At 70.8% G+C, this 20895-nt stretch carries 18 protein-coding genes; 8 read left to right on the top strand and 10 right to left on the bottom strand.

Annotated elements, in window-relative coordinates; all coding sequences use genetic code 11:
- Positions 1-7: 7 nt before the first annotated feature.
- Positions 8-1159: a lactaldehyde reductase gene (fucO, locus tag DRB06_RS13745; protein ID WP_073333014.1), complete on the top strand. Its 1152-nt coding sequence runs from the start codon at positions 8-10 to the stop codon at positions 1157-1159.
- Positions 1160-1550: 391 nt separating this feature from the next.
- Here the strand turns inward: fucO and rpsO are convergent, their stop codons facing one another.
- Positions 1551-1820, bottom strand: coding sequence for a 30S ribosomal protein S15 (gene rpsO / locus DRB06_RS13740; RefSeq protein WP_073333012.1), 270 nt, complete (start codon positions 1818-1820; stop codon positions 1551-1553).
- Between the two features lie 266 nt (positions 1821-2086).
- On the opposite strand from rpsO, the gene DRB06_RS13735 reads away from it, so the two are divergent.
- On the top strand, positions 2087-3127 hold the full coding sequence (locus tag DRB06_RS13735; RefSeq protein ID WP_258522274.1) for a PHB depolymerase family esterase: 1041 nt from the start codon (positions 2087-2089) through the stop codon (positions 3125-3127).
- Between the two features lie 46 nt (positions 3128-3173).
- Here the strand turns inward: DRB06_RS13735 and DRB06_RS13730 are convergent, their stop codons facing one another.
- From DRB06_RS13730 to rbfA, 3 genes are all read right to left on the bottom strand, one after another.
- On the bottom strand, positions 3174-4214 hold the full coding sequence (locus DRB06_RS13730; RefSeq protein WP_073333010.1) for a bifunctional riboflavin kinase/FAD synthetase: 1041 nt from the start codon (positions 4212-4214) through the stop codon (positions 3174-3176).
- A gap of 115 nt (positions 4215-4329) precedes the next feature.
- A complete protein-coding gene (truB, locus tag DRB06_RS13725) occupies positions 4330-5349 on the bottom strand; it encodes a tRNA pseudouridine(55) synthase TruB (protein ID WP_108967726.1) in 1020 nt (339 codons plus the stop codon).
- On the bottom strand, positions 5346-5909 hold the full coding sequence (rbfA, locus tag DRB06_RS13720) for a 30S ribosome-binding factor RbfA (RefSeq protein ID WP_083565918.1): 564 nt from the start codon (positions 5907-5909) through the stop codon (positions 5346-5348). The genes truB and rbfA overlap by 4 nt, the downstream gene beginning before the upstream one ends.
- Before the next feature lie 355 nt (positions 5910-6264).
- On the opposite strand from rbfA, the gene rarD reads away from it, so the two are divergent.
- Positions 6265-7248, top strand: a complete 984-nt coding sequence (rarD, locus tag DRB06_RS13715) for an EamA family transporter RarD (RefSeq protein ID WP_258522273.1) — start codon at positions 6265-6267, stop codon at positions 7246-7248.
- Positions 7249-7623: 375 nt separating this feature from the next.
- Here the strand turns inward: rarD and infB are convergent, their stop codons facing one another.
- From infB to rimP, 4 genes are all read right to left on the bottom strand, one after another.
- Positions 7624-10563, bottom strand: a complete 2940-nt coding sequence (gene infB / locus DRB06_RS13710) for a translation initiation factor IF-2 (RefSeq protein ID WP_108967730.1) — start codon at positions 10561-10563, stop codon at positions 7624-7626.
- 90 nt (positions 10564-10653) lie between these two features.
- Positions 10654-10971, bottom strand: coding sequence for a YlxR family protein (locus DRB06_RS13705; protein WP_234415877.1), 318 nt, complete (start codon positions 10969-10971; stop codon positions 10654-10656).
- Between the two features lie 128 nt (positions 10972-11099).
- Complete coding sequence (gene nusA, locus DRB06_RS13700; protein ID WP_073332999.1) at positions 11100-12146, bottom strand: transcription termination factor NusA; 1047 nt, start codon at positions 12144-12146, stop codon at positions 11100-11102.
- An 85-nt stretch (positions 12147-12231) separates the two neighbouring features.
- Positions 12232-12699 carry a ribosome maturation factor RimP gene (rimP, locus tag DRB06_RS13695; protein WP_073332997.1) on the bottom strand — a complete coding sequence of 156 codons (468 nt, stop codon included), beginning with the start codon at positions 12697-12699 and terminating at the stop codon, positions 12232-12234.
- Positions 12700-12807: 108 nt separating this feature from the next.
- On the opposite strand from rimP, the gene DRB06_RS13690 reads away from it, so the two are divergent.
- Complete coding sequence (locus DRB06_RS13690; protein ID WP_111820247.1) at positions 12808-13845, top strand: hypothetical protein; 1038 nt, start codon at positions 12808-12810, stop codon at positions 13843-13845.
- On the opposite strand, the gene DRB06_RS13685 is transcribed toward DRB06_RS13690, so the two are convergent.
- Both DRB06_RS13685 and DRB06_RS13680 read right to left on the bottom strand, forming a co-directional pair.
- On the bottom strand, positions 13833-16754 hold the full coding sequence (locus tag DRB06_RS13685; protein ID WP_111820246.1) for a DEAD/DEAH box helicase family protein: 2922 nt from the start codon (positions 16752-16754) through the stop codon (positions 13833-13835). The two genes, DRB06_RS13690 and DRB06_RS13685, sit on opposite strands and share 13 nt — an antisense overlap.
- Positions 16738-18576, bottom strand: coding sequence for a proline--tRNA ligase (locus DRB06_RS13680; protein ID WP_111820245.1), 1839 nt, complete (start codon positions 18574-18576; stop codon positions 16738-16740). Before DRB06_RS13680 ends, DRB06_RS13685 begins: the two co-directional genes overlap by 17 nt.
- Before the next feature lie 236 nt (positions 18577-18812).
- Here DRB06_RS13680 and DRB06_RS13675 point away from each other — a divergent pair, with 236 nt between their 5' ends.
- The 4 genes from DRB06_RS13675 to DRB06_RS13660 all read left to right on the top strand — a co-directional run bounded on the left by DRB06_RS13675 (position 18813) and on the right by DRB06_RS13660 (position 20510).
- Positions 18813-19487: a hypothetical protein gene (locus tag DRB06_RS13675; RefSeq protein ID WP_073332987.1), complete on the top strand. Its 675-nt coding sequence runs from the start codon at positions 18813-18815 to the stop codon at positions 19485-19487.
- 2 nt (positions 19488-19489) lie between these two features.
- A complete protein-coding gene (locus tag DRB06_RS13670; RefSeq protein ID WP_108967750.1) occupies positions 19490-19792 on the top strand; it encodes a transcriptional regulator in 303 nt (100 codons plus the stop codon).
- Positions 19793-19860: 68 nt separating this feature from the next.
- Positions 19861-20094 (top strand): CopG family transcriptional regulator, encoded by a 234-nt coding sequence (locus tag DRB06_RS13665; RefSeq protein WP_108967754.1) that lies wholly within the window; start codon positions 19861-19863, stop codon positions 20092-20094.
- A complete protein-coding gene (locus DRB06_RS13660) occupies positions 20091-20510 on the top strand; it encodes a TA system VapC family ribonuclease toxin (protein WP_108967758.1) in 420 nt (139 codons plus the stop codon). Before DRB06_RS13665 ends, DRB06_RS13660 begins: the two co-directional genes overlap by 4 nt.
- Positions 20511-20895: the final 385 nt, after the last annotated feature.

Here is a 20895-nt window from a genome sequence, read left to right as displayed (position 1 = left end):
GCGTTTTATGACCTACCGCATGATCTTCAACCAGACCGGCTACTTCGGACGCGGCGCCATCGCCAACATCCCCACCGAGATCACCGCCCGTGGACTGAGCAAGGCCTTCATCGTCACCGACCCGGTCCTGGCTGAGAACGGCACCGCCGCGCGCATCACCGACCTGCTCGACGCCGCAGGCATTGCCTGGGAGATCTTCTCCGACGTCGTGCCCAACCCGCCGGTGGAGAAGGTGCAGGCAGGTCTGGCCGCCTTCCGCAACTCGGGCGCCGACATCCTCATCGGCCTGGGCGGCGGCAGCCCGCAGGACACCTGCAAGGCGATCTCGGTGATCGCCACCAACCCCGAGTTCGAGGACGTGCTCAGCCTGGAGGGGGCCTCCCCCACGAAGCACCCGGGCACGCCCATCATCGGGGTGCCCACCACCGCGGGCACCGCCTCGGAGACCACCATCAACTACGTCATCACCGACACCGCGAACCAGCGCAAGTTCGTGTGCGTCGACCCGCACGACATCCCCGTGATCGCCGTGGTGGATCCCGACCTGATGGACGGCATGCCGCGTGGGCTGAAGGTCGCCACCGGCCTGGACGCCCTCACCCACGCCATCGAGGGCTACATCACCCCCGGTGCCTGGGAGCTGTCCGACGCCCTGTGCCTGCGCTCCATCCAAATGATCGCGAAGAACCTGCGTAAGGCGGCCGAGGGCGACGCCGACGCCGTGGAGCAGATGGGGCTGGCCGCCTACATCAACGGCATGGCCTACTCCAACGTGGGCCTGGGCCTGGTGCACGGCATGGCGCACCCACTGGGCGGCCGCTACAACGCTCCGCACGGAGTGGCCAACGGCATCCTGCTCGCCCCGATCATGGCCTACAACGCCGAGTACACCGGCGAGAAGTACCGCGACATCGCCGAGGCCTTCGGCGTGGCCGACGCGCAGACCATGCCGCTGGACCAGGCGCGCCAGGCCGCCGTTGACGCCGTCGCCCAGCTGACCCGCGACCTGGGCAACCCCACGCGCATCAGCGAGGTGGGCGTGGACGAGTCCGGTATCGCCGCGCTGACCGAGGACGCCTTCGCCGACGTGTGTACCCCCGGCAACCCGCGCCCGGCCACCCGTGAGGACATTGAGGCGCTGTACCGCTCACTGCTGTGAGTCGCGCCGGACGCGTCGATACCGCCTGGTGGACGTCGGCGCGCCCCGCCCTCAGGCTCTTCGTGTTCGAGAGGGTGTGGTGGTGCGGGTGGCCCCGTGGGCGACGGTTCGGCACTTCACGTGACGGTTCGGCACTCGGCTCGGACGCTTCGGCACTCGTGGCGACGGTTCGTACCCCGGGGTGCCGAACCGTCGAGAAGAAGTACGAACCGTCGTCCTGAAGGTACGAACCGTCAGGTCCCGCCCCGCCGGAGTGGGCACCGCGGGGGGCTTGGTGCGAGATCAATTCGCCCAGGGTCCGGCAGCGCATGGCCGGACAACCACCACGCGCCGGGCCCCGGTCTCCACTGTGGAGACCGGGGCCCGTTGTGTAGTCCTGGCGCGCTGTCGCTCAGCGGCGGATGCCGAGGCGGGCGATGAGCTTGCGGTAGCGCTCGATGTCCTCGCGCTCGAGGTAGTCCAGCAGGCGGCGACGCTTACCGATCAGCAGGTACAGGCCGCGGCGCGAGTGGTGGTCGTGAGCGTGGGTCTTGAAGTGCTCGGTGAGGTTGGAGATCCGCTCGGACAGGATGGCGACCTGGACCTCCGGGGAGCCGGTGTCGCCCTCGTGGGTGGCGTACTCGGCAATGAGCTCCTGCTTGCGTTCGGGGGAAATCGACACGATGACTCCTGATCTTCTCGTTGCGCGGAGCGCCGGGGCTGGTTCTCCCGGGCATGACACTCCCGCGGCCGATCGACGGCTGGGCAACCATATCAGCCGCGGGCCGCGCGCCTCGCCCACCGGCCGGTGGCATCGGGCACATGCAGCCGGCCCCGCCGCCTATACTGGCGTTACCTGCAGCACCGCAAACATCGTTGTTTCCCTGAGGAGTCCCCTTGCTATCCCCTGCGCAGCAGTCATTGAAACCCTCCGCACGTATTCGGCCTGTGCTCGTATCGCTCATCGCCGCGCTGGTTGTGCTCGCCCCGGTCGCGGTCACCGGATGCGGTGCCGAGCCCACCTCGTCAAGCACCGCCGGCGCCGACAGTTCCGGCACCGGCACCATGGTGTCGCCTTGCAGCCGCACGCTGTCGGGCACGCAGACCGTCGACGTCGTCTTCGAGGACGAGACCTACCCGGTCCGCGTGCACGTGCCCGAGGACGCCGACCCCGATTCCCCTCTCCCCCTGGTCCTTGACCTGCACGGCTCCAACTCCAACGGCGTCTCCCAGGCACAGATCAGCGAACTCGATGCCGTGGCCGACGCCGACGCCGACGGATTCATCGTCGCCGAGCCCACCGCCGCCATCGCCCTGGACACCGACGACCCGCTGCCCGACGGCAACTGGGCCTGGAACGTGCCCGGCGTGCCCACCACCGCCGGCGAGTACCCGGCGGACGACGCCCGCGACGACGTCGCCTTCCTGACCACGGTTGTCGAGTCCCTGTCGGAGCAGGCCTGCGTGGCCCCCAACCGCGTCTACGCGACCGGCTACTCCGGGGGCGGCCGCATGGCCAGCGCCCTGGCCTGCGAGCGCCCCGATTTGATCGCCGCCATCGCGCCCGTCGCGGGTCTGCGCGCCGGCAAGGCCACCGCGGACGACTTGACCACGATCGACCCCTCGAGCTGCACCCCGGACCAGCCGGTCTCCGTGCTGACCTTCCACGGCACCGACGACGTGGTCAACCCCTATGACGGCAACGACGATCCTCGCTGGGGCTACGGCGTCGAGACGGCCGTAAGCACCTGGGCGGAGCTGGACGGCTGCACCGCCGAGCCCACCACCGACCAGGTGAGCGACCACGTGTCCCTGACCCGCTACGGCTCCTGCGAGAGCGGCACCGAGGTGGGGCTGTACACGGTGGACGCCGGCGGTCACACCTGGCCCGGCACGAGCGCGGACCTGTCCGCCCTGGGCACGATCACCCAGGAGATCAACGCCTCGCAGTTGATGTGGGAGTTCTTCTCCGCCCACCCGCGGCAGTGATGCCCCGAGCGGAGCGGCATCGCCCAGTGTCGGCGCCCCCCTGCCGTCACAGGGCGGTGACGTCCTCGGGGCGGATGGGCTCGGGCACGGGCACGTCCAGCACCGCGGCGGTGTCGATCACGTCCTGCCGCATCTGCGCCAGCAGCGGCTCCAGGCCGTCGAAGGCGAGCATGGGGCGCAGCCGCTCCACCAGTTCGATCACCACGACCTCCCCGTACAGGTTCAAGTCCGCGCGCCCCAGCACATGCGCCTCCACGGTGCGGTCGGGCACGTCGTCGAAGGTCGGGTTGGTGCCGATGGAGATGGCGGCGGGCAGGCGCTCCTCCCCCGCGGCGCCGGCCACCCCCGCCTGGGGGGAGCGCACCAGCCAGCCCGCGTAAACGCCGTCGGGCGGGACCACGCCGGCGGTGGCGGCGTCCAGGTTCGCGGTGGGGAAGCCGAGTTCGCGGCCGCGGCGGTGCCCGTGGATGACCGTGCCGCGCAGCCGGTGGACGTGGCCGAGGACCTCGGCGGCGCCGCGCATGTCGCCGGCCTCCAGCAGTTCACGCACCCAGGTGGAGGACCAGCGGCGGCCGGTGGGGGCGACGACGTCGGAGACGATCTCCACCTCCACGCCGTCGGCGCGACCGATCCGGCGCAGGGTGGCGGCGTCGCCGCTGTTGTCGCGACCGAAACGCACATCGTCACCGACCACGATCGCCCGCGCTCCGAGCAGGCCCTCGAGCCAGTCGCGCACGAACTCCTCCGGCCCCTGGTCGGCGAAGTCGAGGGTGTAGTGGACCACGAGCACCGCATCCAAGCCGGTGGCCGCCAGGGACTCCAGGCGGTCGGCGAGCGAGGTGATCAGTGGAAGCCGTGTGGCGGGGCGGTGTACCGCCACCGGATGCGGGTCGAAGGTCAACGCGATGGTGCACGGCCGACGCCCGTCGGGGGTGGCCGCATGGTGGGCGCGCTCCACGACGCGGGCGAGGATCGCCTGGTGGCCGCGATGCACGCCGTCGAACACGCCTACGGTGACGATGCTGCCGGGGCCGGAGGGATCCCTCAGGGCTGCCGGCACCTGCTCGGCGCCATACCAGATCTCCACGGTGCGCCGCCTCAGTCCACGTCGCCGAGGTGCCGCGGGATGTGGGCGATCGTGGTCTGGTTCAAAGGTGTCTCCTGGGTTGAGGGTGTCCGGGTGCGGCGCGGAGGCGGCCGCATCAGTTCGGCAGCACGAGCACGGGACGGGCGTGTTCGCCCTTGTGTGCCAACAGTGCCACGAGCCCGCCCGCCGGGTCGAACCCGGCGGCCACGCCCGGCGCGGCGGCCTTGGAAACAACCCGATGCCCCGGGGGCTGTGCCCGGTCGAGCACCGCGGTGGGCAGGGGCTGACCGTGGCGCAGGGCGCGCGCCTCGGCCTCGTCCAGGGCGACGGCGGGGAAGCAGCGGCGGGCCACGGCGGCCAGGGGCAGCACGGGCAGGGTCTGCCCGGCGGCGACGACGGCGGACAGGGAGGCGATGGTCGCCGCCTCGGCGACCGTGAAGGGACCCACCTCGGTGCGGCGCAGCGCGGTCAGGTGCGCCCCACAGCCCAAGGCGGTGCCGAGGTCACGCGCCAGGGCGCGCACATAGGTCCCCGAGGAGCAGTGCACCTCCAGGTCGACGTCGACCACGGCGGTGCCGTCAGCGGCGGTCGTCGGCCGTGGGGCTCCGCTGCGGGTGAGGGCGTGGATGGTAACCGGACGAGCCGGCAGGTCGACGTCCTCCCCGCCGCGCACGCGCGCATAGGAGCGCACGCCGTCGATCTTGATGGCCGATACCGCGGAGGGCACCTGCATGATTTCGCCGGTCAGGGAGGCCAGGGCGGTGTCGATCCGGGCGGTCAGGTCGGGGCCCGGCGGGCAGCCGGCGGCGGACGTGAGCTCGCCGTCGGCGTCCTCGGTGAGGGTGGTCTGCCCCAGGCGGGCCGTGGCCCGGTAGGTCTTGTCGGCGCCGACCAGGTAGGTCAGGAACCGGGTGGCCCGACCGATGCCGAGCAGCAGCACCCCGGTGGCGGCAGGATCCAGGGTGCCGGCGTGGCCGACCTTGCGGGTGGCGGCCAGGCGGCGGGTCATGGCGACCACGTCGTGGCTGGTGATGCCGGCGGGCTTGTCCACCACCAGCAGCCCATCCGGGGAGGTGACGGAGCCGCGGGGGACGTCGATGCGCCGTCCGGTGGGTCGGCTTGCGGGGTTGCTCACGCCCCGGTCCCCTCCTCATCGGCGTCGGCTTCGGCCGGTTCGTAGTCATCGTGGTCGATGGCCTCGTAGTCGTCCTGGTCCGCGTCACCTGCCGCCTGCGCCGGGTCGTCATTGTCTGCGGCGTAGTCGTCCCCCTCGTCTTCGTCGTCGTGGCGGTAGGGGTCGGCGTCGCCGGCGTAGGTGGCGCCCGCGTAGGTGCGGGCAATCTGTTCGTCGCGGGCGCGTGCCTGGGCGAGGGCGTCCTCGAAGGCCTGCGCCTGCGTGGGCAGCGTGTCAAGCTGGAAGGCAATCGACGGGGTCAGCCGAATGCCGAGCGCCCGACCGACCTCGGAACGGATCAGACCGGTGGCCGAGCGCAGGGCGGCGGCCGTCTCCTCTCGCTCCTCGTCGGTGCCGTAGACGGTGTAGAAGATGGTCGCCTGCTGCAGGTCACCGGTGACGCGCACGTCGGTGATGGTGACGAAGCCGATCCTGGGGTCCTTGATCCTGCCCTGCAGGAGGCGGGCGACGGTCTGTTGAATACGGTCAGCGACCTTGCGGACGCGGGCGGCGTCGGCCATGAGGGCTCCTTAAGGATCGACTACTGGTGGTTCGGGTCACGGCTGCAAGTACTGTGCTGACGGCGCCCGCACCGTGTACCGGAAACCGGCGGACGGATCATTTTGCACCACCGCCAGCGCGATCGCCAGAGCTCCGGGCCGCGTCTCATACACGAGTTCGTCTCACATACACGAGTCTTGGAGGTTTGCAGGCGCCGGGCACGTGCAAACCTCCAAAACTCGTGGTCATGACGCAAACACGTGTTCATGGCGCCGGGCGCGCTAACGTTCCTGCCGACATCCCGACTCCTGCGGGCGCCATGCCGCGCGAATCAGGCTCGTGCGCACTGCCTCCCGCCGAACAGGAAAGCCACACGTGACCGACTCCGCCTCCCCCGCTCCCGAGTCTCATACCGCCGTCGCAACGCCGGCACCGGCGCGAACCGCCGCCGGCACCGGGGACACCTCCGGCGTGGCGATGGTGCTCGGCTGCTACCTGCTGTGGGGCCTGTTCCCCCTGTACTTCCGCCTGCTGCAGGATGCCGGCAGCGTTGAGATCATCGGGCATCGCCTGGTGTGGACGCTGGCCACCTGCCTGGGACTGACCGCGCTGCGCCGCTCCTGGCCTGCCCTGCGCACGGCGGTCGCGACGCCGCGAATCCTGGGCACGCTCGCGGCCAGCGGACTGCTGGTGTCGGTGAACTGGCTGGTGTACGTCTACGCGGTCAACTCCGGCCGCACCGCGGATGCGGCCCTGGGGTACTTCATCAACCCGCTGGTAACGGTGGTGCTCGCGGCGATCTTCCTGGGTGAGCGGCTGCGCCGGGCCCAAGGTGTCGCCGTCGGCGTTGCGGTGGTGGCGATCACCGTGCTGGTGGTGGCGCAGGGATCACTGCCGTGGATCTCGCTGTCGCTGGCGCTGTCCTTCGGCCTGTATGGGCTGGTGAAGAAGCGCGTCGGCGGGAGGGTGGACGCGCTCACCGGACTCACGGTGGAGAGCGGCTGCATGACACCGGTGGCGCTGGCCTACTTCGCCTGGCTTTACGCCGGCGGGCACGGCGCACTACAGGGGACGACGGCGTCTGCGGGCCTGGCCGCGGGACTGGTGCTGGCGGGCCCGGTGACGGCGGCGCCGCTGCTGCTGTTCGCCGCGGGCACGCGCCGGGTGCCGCTGTCCATCGTGGGGCTCAGCCAGTACATCACCCCGGTCATGCAGTTCCTGCTCGCCTGGGCGGTGTTCCACGAGGAGATCTCGCCGGCACGCTGGGTCTCGACGGCGCTGGTGTGGGTCGCGGTGGTCGTGTTCGTCACCGACCTGCTGTGGCAGCTGGCGCACCGGCCGCGCCCTGGCAAGCATTAACGCTTCACGGAGGCCCGATTACCCCCGGCTCTCAGCCGAGCAGGTTGAAGACTCCACCACCATCCTTGCCGTGCTTGTCATCGGTGGCCGGATGACGCGGCCGGGCCGAACCGCCCGGCGGCAGTAGCCCGACACTTGACCGCCGCCCCGCGACACGCTGCTCTGAAGCACCACACCCACACGAATTACCCAGACACGCCGGCCCGGAACACCACGCTCACGCCAATGCCCCAGTCATAAGCCCGGGTGTCCGGGAGCCAGATGACGCCGGTGCCACCACTCCCGAAGGAGTCGGCGGCACCGGCGTCATTTCTACCGGTCGCGGCGCGTTACAAGTGCCGGTCTCGGTGTGTTAGCCGGCGGCGGTCCCGACGGTCAGTCGCGGGGCTTCTCGCGCATCTCCCAGGTCTCGATGACGTCGCCCTCGGCGATGTCACGGAAGCTGAGGTTGATACCGCATTCGTAGCCCTCGCGGACCTCGGTGACGTCGTCCTTCTCGCGGCGCAGCGTCTCCACCGTGAGGTCCCCGTTCACCACGACGCCGTCGCGCACCAGGCGGGCCTTGGCGCCGCGCTTGATGACACCGGAGCGGACGATCGAACCGGCGATCGAACCGAACTTCGAGGAGTGGAAGACCTGGCGGATCTCCGCCGTGCCCAACTCGACCTCCTCGTAGACCGGCTTGAGCATGCCCTTCAGGGCCGCTTCGACGTCCTCGATGGCGTTGTAGATGACCGTGTAGAACTTCATGTCGACGCCCTCGCGGTCGGCCAGCTCGGCAACACGCACGGCGGGGCGCACGTTGAAGCCGATGATGACGGCGGAGTCCACCGTGGCCAGGTTGACGTCGTTCTGAGTGACGGCGCCGACGCCGCGGTGGATGACCCGCAGGGCCACCTCGTCGCCGACGTCGATCTTGAGCAGCGAGTCCTCCAGCGCCTCGACCGCACCCGAGCTGTCGCCCTTGAGGATGAGGTTGAGGGTATCGACCTTGCCCTCCTTGAGGACATCGGTGAGGTTCTCCAGGGAGACGCGCTTGCGGCGCTTGGCCAACTCCGCGGCGCGCCCGGCGGCCTCACGTCGGTCGGCGATCTGCCGGGCCGTGCGGTCGTCGGGAGCGACGATGAAGGAGTCGCCCGCGCTGGGCACGTTGGTCAGCCCCAGCACCTGGGCGGGCCGGGCCGGGCCGGCCTCCTCCAACGGGTTGCCGTACTCGTCGAACATGGCGCGCACGCGCCCATAGGCGCTGCCGGCGACGATTGGGTCGCCGACGTGCAGGGTGCCGCGCTGGACCAGCACGGTGGCGACGGCACCGCGGCCCCGGTCCAGCTTCGCCTCCACGGTGACGCCGCGGGCGTCCGTGTTCGGGTTGGCGCGCAGGTCGAGGGCGGCGTCGGCGGTCAGCAGGACCGCCTCCAGCAGGCCGTCGATGTTGGTGCGCTGCTTGGCGGAGATGTCGACGAACATGGTGTCGCCGCCGTACTCCTCGGGCACCAGACCGTACTCGGTGAGCTGGCCGCGGATCTTCTCCGGGTTGGCGCCCTCCTTGTCGATCTTGTTGACGGCCACGACGATCGGCACACCGGCCGCCTGGGCGTGGTTGAGGGCCTCCACCGTCTGCGGCATGACGCCGTCGTCGGCGGCGACCACCAGGATGGCGATGTCCGTCACCTCGGCACCGCGGGCACGCATGGCCGTGAAGGCCTCGTGACCGGGGGTGTCGATGAAGGTGATCGGTCGGGTCTCATCACCCAGGTGCACCCGCACCTGGTAGGCGCCGATGGACTGGGTGATGCCGCCGGCCTCGCCGGCGACCACGTCGGTGGAGCGGATGGCGTCCAGCAGCTTGGTCTTACCGTGGTCGACGTGGCCCATGACCGTGACCACCGGCGGGCGCGGCAGCAGTTCGGCGTCGTCCTCGCCGGCCTCCTCGGCCTCCAGGTCAATGTCGAAGGACTCCAGCAGCTCACGGTCCTCGTCCTCGGGCGAGACGATCTGGACGTCGTAGCCCAGTTCGGCCCCCAGCAGGGCGAAGGTGTCCTCGTCCAGCGACTGGGTGGCCGTGGCCATCTCCCCGAGGTGGAACAGGACGGTCACCAGCGCCGCCGGGTTGGCGTTGATCTTCTCCGCCAGGTCGGTCAGCGTGGCGCCCTGGCGCACACGCACCGGGGTGGAGCCGTCGCCGCGGGGGACGACGACGCCGCCGATCGTCGGCGCACTCTGCTGTTCGAATTCCTGGCGCTTGGCCCGACGCGACTTACGGCCCCGCGGGGCACCACCACCGCGCCCGAAGGCGCCCTGGGTGGAGCCACGACCGCCACGGCCGCCACGGGGGCCGCCGAAGCCGCCACGGGGACCGCCGCCGCCGGAACCTCCGCGACCGCCGGAGCCGGGACGACCACCACGGCCGCCCTGACCGCCGCGGGACGGCGCACCGGGACGCCCCACCGAGGAGCGGCCCGGCATCATGCCCGGGTTGGGGCGCGGACCACCGGAACGCGGGCCCGGACGCGGGCCACCCTGACCCGAGCGCGCGCCCTGTGGACGCGGACCACCCGAACCGCCGGGGCGCGGGCCGCCACTACCGCCGGGACGCGGTCCCGGACGTGGACCGCCCTGACCGGGGCGTCCACCCTGCGGACGCGGACCACCCGAACCGCCGGGGCGGGGCATGCCCTGGGAGGTGGCGTACGGGTTGTTGCCGGGACGCGGGCCGCCGGAACGGCCGCCCTTGCCGCGGCCACGGGAGCCGCCGGGACGGGGCATGCCCTGGGAGGTGGCGTACGGGTTGTTGCCCGGACGCGGGCCGCCCGGGCGGGGGCCGGGCGTGGGTGCGCTCGGGCGGGGGCCCGGAGTCGGCGCGGCCGGGTGGGCAGTCCCCTCGGCGCCCGGGGTCGACGTCGGGTGCGCCGGCCGGGGCCCAGGAGCCGGATGCGCGGGCTTGGGCGCCGCGGGCTTGGGCGCGGAGGACGTCTGCTTCGGTGTCGGTGCGGCCGAGGTCGCAGCCGGCTTGGGCGCGGCGGGGGCCGGCTTCGGGGCGGCCCCCGACGGCCTCGGGCCGGTCGGCTTGGGCGCCGCCGGCTTGGGTGCCGACGCGGCCCCCTTGGGGGCGGTCGGCTTGGGGGTCTTGGACTCGCCGCCCTGCGCGGCGAAATGCTCGCGGACCCGGCGCGCAACGGGGGGCTCAACGGTGGAGGACGCCGCCTTGACGAACTCTCCCTGATCCTTGAGCCAGGCCAGAATCACCTTGGAGGTGATCTTCTTGCCAGTGGGGTCGAGCTCCTTCGCGAGCTCATGAACGCGTGGTTTTGCCACTTTTCTCCTGTCCGGTTCCCCACCCCGAACAGGGTGGGTGCTAGTAGAGGCAGCTCATCGCCGGGTACTCATCGGGTGCCCATCAGCTTCCTACCCGCCTTTGCTATCGGTCGTGCCGACCCCGGTCGGGGACGGCGTGTACGCGCGGCCGTGATCCGCCCCGTGAAGGCCGATCCAGTCGCGCACGGGGGCCACATCGGGTGACCCGCTCATGCGCAGGGCACGCGCAAAGGCGCGCCTGCGCTCAGCGAGATTGACGCATTCCGGGTCCGGGTGGATCCAGGCGCCGCGTCCGGGCCGGATTGCCCGGGCGTCGACGGCCAGCTCGCCACTGTCCGTCAGGGTCAGGCGCAGCAACTGCGCCCTGGGGGCCTTGCCGCGGCAGCCGATACAGGTGCGTTCGGGCACGTGGGGGGTTTTGACCACCGGCTGGCCGCGTCCTTCCGCTCGCTGTCGACTGCCCGCCGCGGAGCGCCGAGCCGGGGCCCGACGCTTGCCCGTAGGCAGGCCGAAAGCAAGTGTAACCGGGTTGGGCGTCAGTCCTCAGCGCCGGGCGCTGAGGGACCAGTCACGTCGTCGGCACGGGAGTCGTGGCCGGGAGTCACCTCACCGGACTCGGTGTCGGCGTGAATGTCGATCTTCCAGCCCGTCAGCCGGGCCGCCAGGCGAGCGTTCTGCCCCTCCTTGCCGATCGCCAGCGACAGCTGGAAGTCGGGGACGATGGCGCGGGCGGAGCGCTCCTCGGCGTCGAGCACGGTGACGGAGGAGACGCGCGCGGGCGACAGGGCGTTGGCGACGAAGCGGGCCGGGTCTTCGGAGTAGTCGACGATGTCGATCTTCTCCCCGCCCAGCTCGGCCATGACCGCGCGCACTCGCTGCCCCATCGGGCCGATACAGGCGCCCTTGGCGTTCACGCCGCGCACCCGCGCGCTGACCGCGACCTTGGTGCGGTGCCCGGCCTCGCGGGCGACCGAGACGATCTGCACGTCACCGGAGGCGATCTCCGGGACCTCGCGCTCGAACAGTCCCCGCACCATGCCCGGGTGGGTGCGCGAGAGGATGATCTGGGCTCCCTTGGGCCCACGGGACACCTCGGTGACGTAGGCGCGGATGCGGTCGCCGTGCCGGTAGCGCTCACCGGGCACCTGCTCGTGCGGCGGCATGATGCCCTCGTGCTCGTCGTCCAGGCGCACGTAGACCAGGCGCGGGTCGCGGCCCTGCTCGACGGTTCCGGAGATGAGTTCGCCGGCCTTGTCCTTGAAGGCGCCCAGGACCTCGAAGTCGCGCCGGTCCTGGATGCGCTGCACGATCACCGAGCGGGCGGTGGCCTGGGCGATGCGGCCGAAGTCGTCGGGGGTGTCGTCGAAGTACTCGCCGGTGGGCTCGTCGTTCTCGTCGACCTCCGGGGCGAGTACGGTCATGTGCCCGGTCTTGCGGTCGATCTCCACGTGGGCGCCGCGGATGGCGCCGGGGACCTTGCTGTATGCGCCCAGGATGGCGTCCTCAATGGCGGGCAGCAGATTGTCCAGGTCGATGCCCAGCTCGTCGGCTGCGCCGCGCAGCTCCGGCATGTTGATGTCCATGATTCCTAATTCCTTTGTCTCGTCTGGGTGCGGTCGGCGTCGCCGGCTGGGTCCGGGCGGGGCGCCGGGGCGGGGCTGGGGCCGCTTACATGCTCACGACCATACGGGCGGTGGCGATGTCCGCGAGCGCGATGGTGCGGGGCGAGTCGTCGACGGTGAGGGTGACGGTGTCGGCGTCGGCGGCGGTGACCTCGCCCTCCAGGGCCTGTTCCTCGGCGGTGGTGACTACCGCGCGGTGGCCGACGGCGCGGCGGAAGTGGCGGGGTGTGTGCAGTTCCCGCTCGGCGCCGGGGGTCGACACCTCCAACGTGTACTGGCCTGCGACCGGGTCGGCGGCGTCGACGGCGTCGGAGATCGCGCGGGTGGCCTCGCCGAGGGTGTCCAGGTCGAGGTCGCCGGGTCCGTCGGGAAGGTCGACGACCACGCGCAGCGTGGTGTACTTGCCGGCCCGCGCCAGGCGCACGTCCTCCAGGAAGAGCCCGGTCTGCTCGACGACGGGGGCGAGTAGCTGATGCAGGCTTTGCTCCTGGCTCCGGGCGGACGCGTCGGTCATATGGAGGTTCCTCCCGTAATGGGCCCGGTGGGGGCGGATTGTGTCTGAGTTCTTCAAGTCGGATCGGTTGATCGCCACCATGCTACCCGCCCATGCGAGGATGACCACGTGACACCGACGCCCGCCACCGATTCCGCCGCGCCCTCCCCAGAGCCTGCCGCATGCCGTGCCGCCCACGCCGGCGGTTCACACCGGCCCGGATCGGCTCCGGTGGGCGCGCTCCCCCGCCGGGTGCTGCTGCGCCGGGCGGGAGCGCTGGCGGCGGCGGTGGCCGCGACCGCCGCCTGTGGGGTGCGCCTGGGTGAGGGTTCGCCCGCCTCGCTGCCGACGGTGCCCGCTCAGGAGGCGATGCGGGACGCGCTGGCCCGACAGACGACGCTGATCGGCTCAACGGCGGACGTGGTCGCCCGCTCGGGCGGGCAGCAGTCCGCCCAGGCGGATGCGATCGCCGTGGCGGCTCGGACCCAGTTGGAGGCCCTGGGCGGGGTGTGGGACCCGTGGGCGACGCCGGTGCCCACCACCTATGAGACGGTCTCCCCTGCGCCGTCGGCCGCCGCGGATGCCGACGTCGACGACCTGGTCTCCGCCCTGACCGACGGGTTGGGGCAGGCGCGTGCGGCGGCGGCCGCCTGCGAGGATGCCGCGACGGCACGGCTGTACGCCGCCCTGGCGGTGGCGTGGTCGCTTCAGGCGCGCACGCTCAATGCGGATGCGGTGGAGGTGAGCGGCCGTGACGCCTCGGCCCTGGCCGAGGCGCTGCCCGGCGTGCTGCTGGCCGCCTACGACGCGACCCGCTATGCGCTGGAGGAGGTGGCCGCGCGTTCGAGTGACGAGGCCCGCACCCGTGCCGAGGCGGACGTGGTCTACACCAAGGCGGTCATCAGCGCGTCGCTGGCGCTGGGCGGGGAGGACACGCGGCTGGCGGCCTACGCCGCCCCGACGCAGGCGGCGGACTCCGCCACCTCCCTGGACGTCACTTGGGCGCGGCAGGCGTGGCTGCGGGTGGAGGAGACGGAACTGGCGCAGGTCGCCCCGGCGGGCGGCGAGGCCACCGAGGCGGCGATCGACGCGGCCCTGTATGCGGCGGAGCGTGCCCGCGCGTGGGGCGCCGCCGCGGACGACCCGCTGCCCGGCTACTCCGCCTGAGGGGGCGGAGCATCGATCCAGGCGCGTTCACGCACGGCATGCACCAGTTCGCCGGCGCCCAGTGGTCCCCGCGCCGCGACCAGGGCGTGCAGGTCCCCCTCTTCACGCACCAGGCGCAGGCGACAAGGACCGGTCTGCAAACTCCAGGACTCGACGAAGGCCGTGACCACCCGTCGGGATCGCCCCAGGGTGCGCGGTACCGCCAGGTACAGGCGGTCGCGTCCACGTACCCGGTCCAGGGCGTCCAGGCCGCGGGCGAGCAGTCGTCGCAGCCTCCCGGGCGGGGTGGTCACGCGCAGGGTCCAGCGGGGCACCTCGAGCACGAACCGTGGACGGTGCTTCGGTGCGGATACCAGTTCGACGAGGGTGTCCGCTGCCAGTCTGCGGTCGGCGGCGGCCCCGCCGGTGAAGGCGATGCGCGACGCGCCGGCCTCCGTCAGGCTGAGGGCCCCGATACCGGCATCGGCGTCAATGCGACCGGCGGCGATGAGTCCGGCCAGGACGCTACACGCTGCGCCGTACCACAGCTCGGCGGGATCGCCGCGCCGTAGCAACCCGTCCTCGGCGGTCAGTACCACCGTCTGCGCCTCCTCGCCCAGGCTCTCGAGTGCCGAAACGCGCTCCTCTGCGACGGTGGCGGACGGCGGGGTGCTCCAGGCACGTCGCTCCCACTCGCGGGGGCCGAGCACCGTCGCGGCATTGAGGGCACCGACAATGTCGGCATCTGCGCCGCCCGCGACGGCGCCGAGCAGGCGGCACTGGTGCGGTTCCAGGGCGGCGTCCAGCCCGGTGCGAATGGCGGCGGTACCGGCCTCGGGATCGGGGACGGCACTCCACAGGTATTCGTGGCGTCGCCGGAGCCGGTCCAGGTCGCCTCCGGGGCCCGCTCCCGCCCGGCGGGGCAGCAGGCAGGTGACGGACCAGTTGTGGGCGGTCTTGTCGGGCCAGGCGGAGTCGAGCCGCAGCGTGCGCCCGCGCAGCTGCTGAACGGAAGTGGCGGTGGTCACGGTGGTCAAGTCGATCAGGGTGTTAACGGCCGGGCAGTCCCACCCCTCCCCCAACAGGCCGCGGGTGCCGACGACGAGCTGCACGGCTCCCCGGTCCATCAGCGTGCTCACGGCGCGCACGAGTCGAGCGGTGCCAGCACCCACGCCCTGCACGCGCAGAGTCCAGCCGTCGTCGATTGCGGGCAGTTCCAATCCGGTGTCGGCACGCAAACGGTCGAGCAGCTCGTGGTCGGCCGAGGCGAGTTGCAAGTGTCGGCCGGTCAGAAGCACGGGGTGCAGTTCACGCACCAGGGCGTCGGCCAGGATCGTCATGTAACAGCGCAATGCACCGCCGCGTGAGGCCCGTTCCTCCGAGCCGGTGGGCGGTCCGAGGACGTCCAGAGCGCGGTGGGCGGCCGAGCGCTCGGCCGCATCGGTGACCACCACGGCGCGCAGCCTGTCCCCGAGGCAAGCGTGTTCGGCGTGCAGGATGTCCACGACGGCTACATCCTTCGCCCTGGATGCCGCGCATATCGCGTCCTGTGGCGAGCGGCCGGGACGCAGTCCGGAGTCGGTGAGCCGGTAGCCGTAGCCGGCCAACAGCTCCTTGACATCCTGCCACTGACGGCGGCGCCCCGGGACGGGCAGCAGCCGGGTCAACGCGTACCGGCCGAGCAGTTCCAGGTTCTCGACCACGTCCAGCACGCGGGTGGCCGGCAGGAGAGGCACCAGCGCCGTCGTCTGCTCGGTGGGGACATATTCGCCCAGGCGGTCGCGCAGCAGTGCTCCGGCCGCGATAGCGGCCTGCGGATCGGCGTCAAAGCCGGCTACCAGGCGGACGGTGAGGGCGTCGTCGTCGGTGGCCGTCGGCTCGGGCAGATCATCCACGGGAGGCGCCACGGTGTGCACCAGGAAGTCCACACCGTCCGGGGCCAGCAGGAGCTCATCGAGGCGATGGTCCAACTCGGCACCGGCGTCGGCCAGGAATGCCCGTTCCTGTTGATCCGGGAGGGTGAAGCGCACCAGGCTGCGGCTCGGTGCGAGACAGCCGGCACGAACTACGGCGGGAACCGGGATCTCGTAGTCGACCTCGCCCAGCAGCGCTTGGTACCGGCTGCGGGAACGATCCTCCACAGACGGGAGCGTGGCGGTGAGCCCGATAAGGGTGGGACGGGCGCCGACCGAGTCGAGACGGGCCAGCAGGTAATGGATGACGGCCGCCCAGTGGGCGCGCAGATGGTGACATTCATCGACGACGACGGTGGCCACGCCCGCCTTCACCAGCGCGTCGATCCGAGCCCGGGCCGTCGGATGCAGCAGGGAGGCCAGGTGATCGGCGTCCAGCGAGGCCAGCGAGGCGCGAACGGCGGAGGCTCGACGGGAGATGCCGGAGCGGTAGGCCGCAGGGTTCTTCGCGGCCAGGTCCTCCAGCCACGCCTCGGCGCCGCCCGGAGCCTGTCCGGAGTCAGCGAGTTCCTCGAGCCAGCGCTCTCGAGCGGCCGCCCGCCAGGGCGCGGCGGTGTCGACCACGGCCAGGGACTGGTAGGTCAGTACCGTCAGGTCTGCGGGGACCGTGGAGCCGTAGTCGTCTTGGGATGCATCTTCGCCGTCGCTCACATGGTCGCGCACGCGTGGCGGGCGGCCGTTGACGTCGCGTAAGTGCCCCCTGGCCTGCTCACACCACTGCTGACGGATCAGGGTGGTGGGGGTCAGTACGAGAGCCCGCCGCCCGTTGGCGCGCGCGAGGGCCAGGCCAATCAGTGTCTTGCCGGATCCCGGTGGCGCCACCAGGTGCAGACGCGCGCCGTCGACGGGATCCACGGCGCGCAGCATGTCCACCTGATAGCCGCGCAAGTTCGCCGTCAGAGTCCAATCGGACAGCGGGCGCGGCGGGCGGATCGCCCCGCTATGGGCGGGCGGCATCGTCCCCGGCCAGCGCCGCCTGCACCAGTTCGCGCACGCGGTCGGCGGCCTGCGCCACCGGCACGGAAACCCGCTCGCCGCTGCGGCGGTCGCGGATCTCCACGGTGCCGTTCTTGGCCAGGTCGCGCCCGACCACCACGATGAAGGGCATGCCGAGCAGCTCGGCGTCCTTGAACTTCACGCCGGCGCTGACCCTGCGGCGGTCGTCGTACAGGACCTCCACCCCGGCCCCGTCCAGCGCGGCGGCGAGGGATGCGGCGGCCTCGAAGACGGCGTCGTCCTTGCCGGTGGCCAGGACCTGCACCTGGTAGGGGGCAACCTGGATGGGCCAGGCCAGGCCCTGCTCGTCGTGGTTGGACTCGGCCACGGCCGCCAGGGCGCGGGTGACGCCGATGCCGTAGGAGCCCATGGTGACGATGCGGGACTTGCCGTTCTCATCCAGCACGGTCAGGTCCAGGGCGCGCGCGTACTTGCGTCCCAGGGCGAAGATGTGCCCGAGCTCGATGCCGCGGGCCAGGTGCAGGGGGCCGGAGCCGTCGGGGGCGGGGTCGCCCTCACGCACCTCGGCGGCCTCGATGGTGCCATCGGCGGTGAAGTCGCGGCCGGCCACCAGGTCGAGCACGTGCCGCTGGGGGGCGTTGGCACCGGTGACCCAGGCGGTGCCGGGCACCACCCGCGGGTCCAGCAGGTAACGCACCGAGCCGGTGAGCACCTCATTGCCCTCCGCGTCCCGCTCCACGCGGCGCTTCGGCGAATTGGGGCCGATGACGGCGGGGCCGATGTAGCCGCGCACCAGCTCGGGGTGGGCGGCGAAGTCGGAGTCGGTGGCCATCTCCACCTCGGCGGGGGCGACGGCGGCCTCCAGGCGCCGCATGTCGACGTCGCGGTCCCCGGGAATACCGACGACCAGCAGCTCCCGCTCACCGCCGGGGTGAGTCAGGGCTACGACGACGTTCTTGAGCGTGTCCGCGGCGGTCCAGGCGCGCCCGTCGGCGCGTGGGTGTTCAGCATTGACGAAGTCGACCAGGGTTTCGATGGTGGGGGTGTCGGGCGTATCCACCTCATGGGCGGGACCGACCCCGGAGGCGTCCACGTCCGCGGGCACCGGCGTGGTAACCGCCTCCGCGTTGGCCGCGTAGCCGCCGTCGGTACGCACGAAGGTGTCCTCACCGATGGGCGAGGGATGCAGAAACTCCTCGGAGTGGGAGCCGCCCATGGCACCGCTCATGGCGTTGACGATCACGTACTCCAGGCCCAGCCGCTTGAAGATCCGCTGGTAGACGGCGCGGTGCGCCTGGTAGGAGGCCTCCAGGCCGGCGTCGTCGATGTCGAAGGAGTAGGAGTCCTTCATGACGAACTCGCGGCCGCGGATGACGCCGGCGCGCGGGCGGGCCTCGTCACGGTACTTCGTCTGGATCTGGTAGATGGACACCGGCAGGTCCTTGTACGAGGAGTACAGGTCCTTGACCAGGAGGGTGAACATCTCCTCGTGCGTGGGTGCCAGCAGGTAGTCCGCGTCCTTGCGGTCGGTCAGCTTGAACAGGGTGGGCCCGTAGTCGTCCCAGCGGCCGGTGGCCTTGTAGGGCTCCGCGGGCAGCAGTGCCGGGAAGAGCACCTCCTGGGAGATGGTGTCCATCTCCTCGCGGACGATCGCCTCGATCTTGCGCAGGGTGCGCAGGCCGAGCGGCAACCAGGTGTAGACGCCCGGGGCGGTACGGCGGATGTAGCCGGCGCGCACCAGCAGCTTGTGGCTGTCTACCTCCGCGTCGGCGGGGTCCTCGCGCAGGGTTCGGATGAAGGCCTTGGACATGGTCTGAAGCACGGGGCCGATCTTACGTGCTGACGGCGCGGGGCCAAGTCGAAGACCCGCCGCCACGGGAGTCAACCGGCCGAGGCCAAGTGCCGGCACGGCCCGCGTCGAGGCGGAGCCGCACCCGACGAGCGCCGCAACCGATGAAAACAGACCGAGCACCATGGGTTTGCGTCACAAACTAGTTCGTGTACACTTAAAGCAGCGGTTTGCGTGGCCAACCACTTTGTTCTACTTAAGGAGCAGTCATGGACCCGACACCGGTTTCCCCCAACAACGCAGACGGCGGACTCGAGCCCGCCGCCGCACTCGCCACCATCAGCGAGCAGCAAACCGCCTACCTACGGCACATGGAGGTCCACTCCGCCCCGCTCTACCTCGCCTGGGGCCTGGCCTGGCTGATCGGGTACGGCGTCTGCGGTCTCAGCGTGGGCGGCGATTATGAACTCCCCCGCAATTCCTGGCTAGCCTTCATGGGCTGCCTGGCGGCCGCCGCCGTCTTCACCTGCGTATACATCGCCCGACGCTCACGCGGACTGCGCGGCCGCACCTCCTGGATCGGCATGCTGTACGGACTGGCCTGGGCGGGCGGCATGATCCTGGCCTTCACCACCACCGCCAGGCTGGGAGCATTCCTCAACGAACTGGGGACCGCCCAGGCGGCGAATGTGGGCTCAATCGTCGCCAACGCCCTGCCGTGCCTGGTGGTCGGGGTACTGTTCCTCGCCGGAGCCGCCATCTGGGAGGAGACCACGATGGCCGTCACCGGCGGCTGGATACTGGTAGTCACCACAGCGGCCACCGTCGTCGGCGGACACGCGCTGTGGGCCATCATGGCCCTGGCCGGCGGAGGTGGCCTCCTGGCGGCAGGGATCCTGACGGCGCTCCTCGGCCGCCGTCAGAGCGCAGCCGTGCGGGACTGACGATGCCCACCAGCGAACCGCTCGACCCGGTCATTCACGCCCAGTCCCGCCTGCGGATCATGGCCACCCTGGCCGCGGTCCCCCAGGGAGACGCCCTGGTCTTCCCCCGTCTGCGCCAGCTGCTGGGCATGACGGCGGGCAACCTGTCCACCCACCTGTCACGGCTGGAGGAGGCGGGGTACGTGGAGCAGAACAAGACCTTCTCCGGGCGCATGCCCGCCACGTATGTCTCGCTCACGCCTCGAGGCCGCGCGGCCTTCGCCGAATACACCCGGCAGCTACGCGCCTTGCTGGATGCCGAGTGACGGCGACGCCCGCTGTGAGTGCACCAGACACCTGGTGCACTCATAACACATCACTGTATGATGCAGTCATGCGCACTACCGTCGATCTGCCACCCGCCGTACACAGCCAGATCAAACGGCTCGCCGAGGAAAGGAAGACTTCCATATCCTCGCTGGTGGCGGATCTGACGCGTCGCGGTTTAGAACAACTCGAGCCCGAGACGCCCCTAGAGATCGATCCCGAGACCAATCTTCCGGTCATGCATGTTGGACATCGGGTCACCGCGGCAGATGTTGATGCCTTTCTGGCGGATTCCGAATGACTACGTATCTCTTGGACGCCAATGTCCTCGTAGCTTTGCTGGTTCCGGAGCACGAACACCACGATCCGGCTCGCGCCTGGCTGGTGTCCTGCCCGGATGAGGCGGTGTTCGTGCTCAGCCCCATCACCGAGGGGGCCTATTGCCGGTACATGGTCCGCTGCGGTTACTCCATAAAGACATCACAAGCCGCCTTGAACCATCTCCATTTGCTGGAACAATGGGCCTTTTGGCCGGACGACGCATCGTATGCGGACATCGACATGAATGACGTTCATGGGCACAAACAAGTCACGGACACATACCTGGCTGAGTTGGCCCACTCCCATGGCGGGCTACTGGTCACCTGCGATCGCCCCTTGGCACAGCGCCGTCAGAGCACAACCATGCTCATTCCCGGAGTCATTCCCGGCGCCTAAGCCGCTCGACTCCTCACCGGGCCCCGATTATCGGTTCTTCCGGTTTGGGGGTGTGGTGGTTGTCTCGGGCTGCGGCAGGAGTGCTGCCGATGTCCTGGGATATGGCATGGGGTGGGGTGACGTGGGGTGGGGTGTCTGGTGCGCCGGCTGGGCGTTAACAACGCTACTTAACGCTCTGCTGTATACCCCAGGGGCCTTCAGCAGACGGTTAACCGGCGTTGTTAACCCCGAAGTGGCGTAGCAGACGGCGAAGCGGCGCAGTAGACGGCCCCGCTCCCGGGCGCCGGAGCTATCGGCAGCCAAGTGCAGCCAGGCCTGGCATGACGAGCCGGCGCCGTGGAGGCTTAACCCGCGTCCTCGAGCACTCCGCCTGGCCGCGGCGAGA

The organism is Actinomyces sp. Z5 (assembly GCF_003287795.1).
Taxonomy (GTDB): Bacteria; Actinomycetota; Actinomycetes; order Actinomycetales; family Actinomycetaceae; genus Actinomyces; species Actinomyces glycerinitolerans.
Note: the sequence above shows the minus strand (reverse complement) of the source record. Positions and strands in the feature narration are given on the sequence as shown.

Coding starts and splice junctions, on each gene's coding strand:
- fucO (WP_073333014.1), top strand. CDS start 8: ATGACCTACCGCATGATCTTCAACCAGACCGGCTACTTCGGACGCGGC.
- rbfA (WP_083565918.1), bottom strand. CDS start 5,909: ATGGCCGACGCCGCCCGCGTCCGCAAGGTCGCTGACCGTATTCAACAG.
- nusA (WP_073332999.1), bottom strand. CDS start 12,146: ATGGACATCAACATGCCGGAGCTGCGCGGCGCAGCCGACGAGCTGGGC.
- rimP (WP_073332997.1), bottom strand. CDS start 12,699: ATGACCGACGCGTCCGCCCGGAGCCAGGAGCAAAGCCTGCATCAGCTA.
- DRB06_RS13685 (WP_111820246.1), bottom strand. CDS start 16,754: ATGCCGCCCGCCCATAGCGGGGCGATCCGCCCGCCGCGCCCGCTGTCC.
- DRB06_RS13675 (WP_073332987.1), top strand. CDS start 18,813: ATGGACCCGACACCGGTTTCCCCCAACAACGCAGACGGCGGACTCGAG.
- DRB06_RS13670 (WP_108967750.1), top strand. CDS start 19,490: ATGCCCACCAGCGAACCGCTCGACCCGGTCATTCACGCCCAGTCCCGC.
- DRB06_RS13665 (WP_108967754.1), top strand. CDS start 19,861: ATGCGCACTACCGTCGATCTGCCACCCGCCGTACACAGCCAGATCAAA.
- DRB06_RS13660 (WP_108967758.1), top strand. CDS start 20,091: ATGACTACGTATCTCTTGGACGCCAATGTCCTCGTAGCTTTGCTGGTT.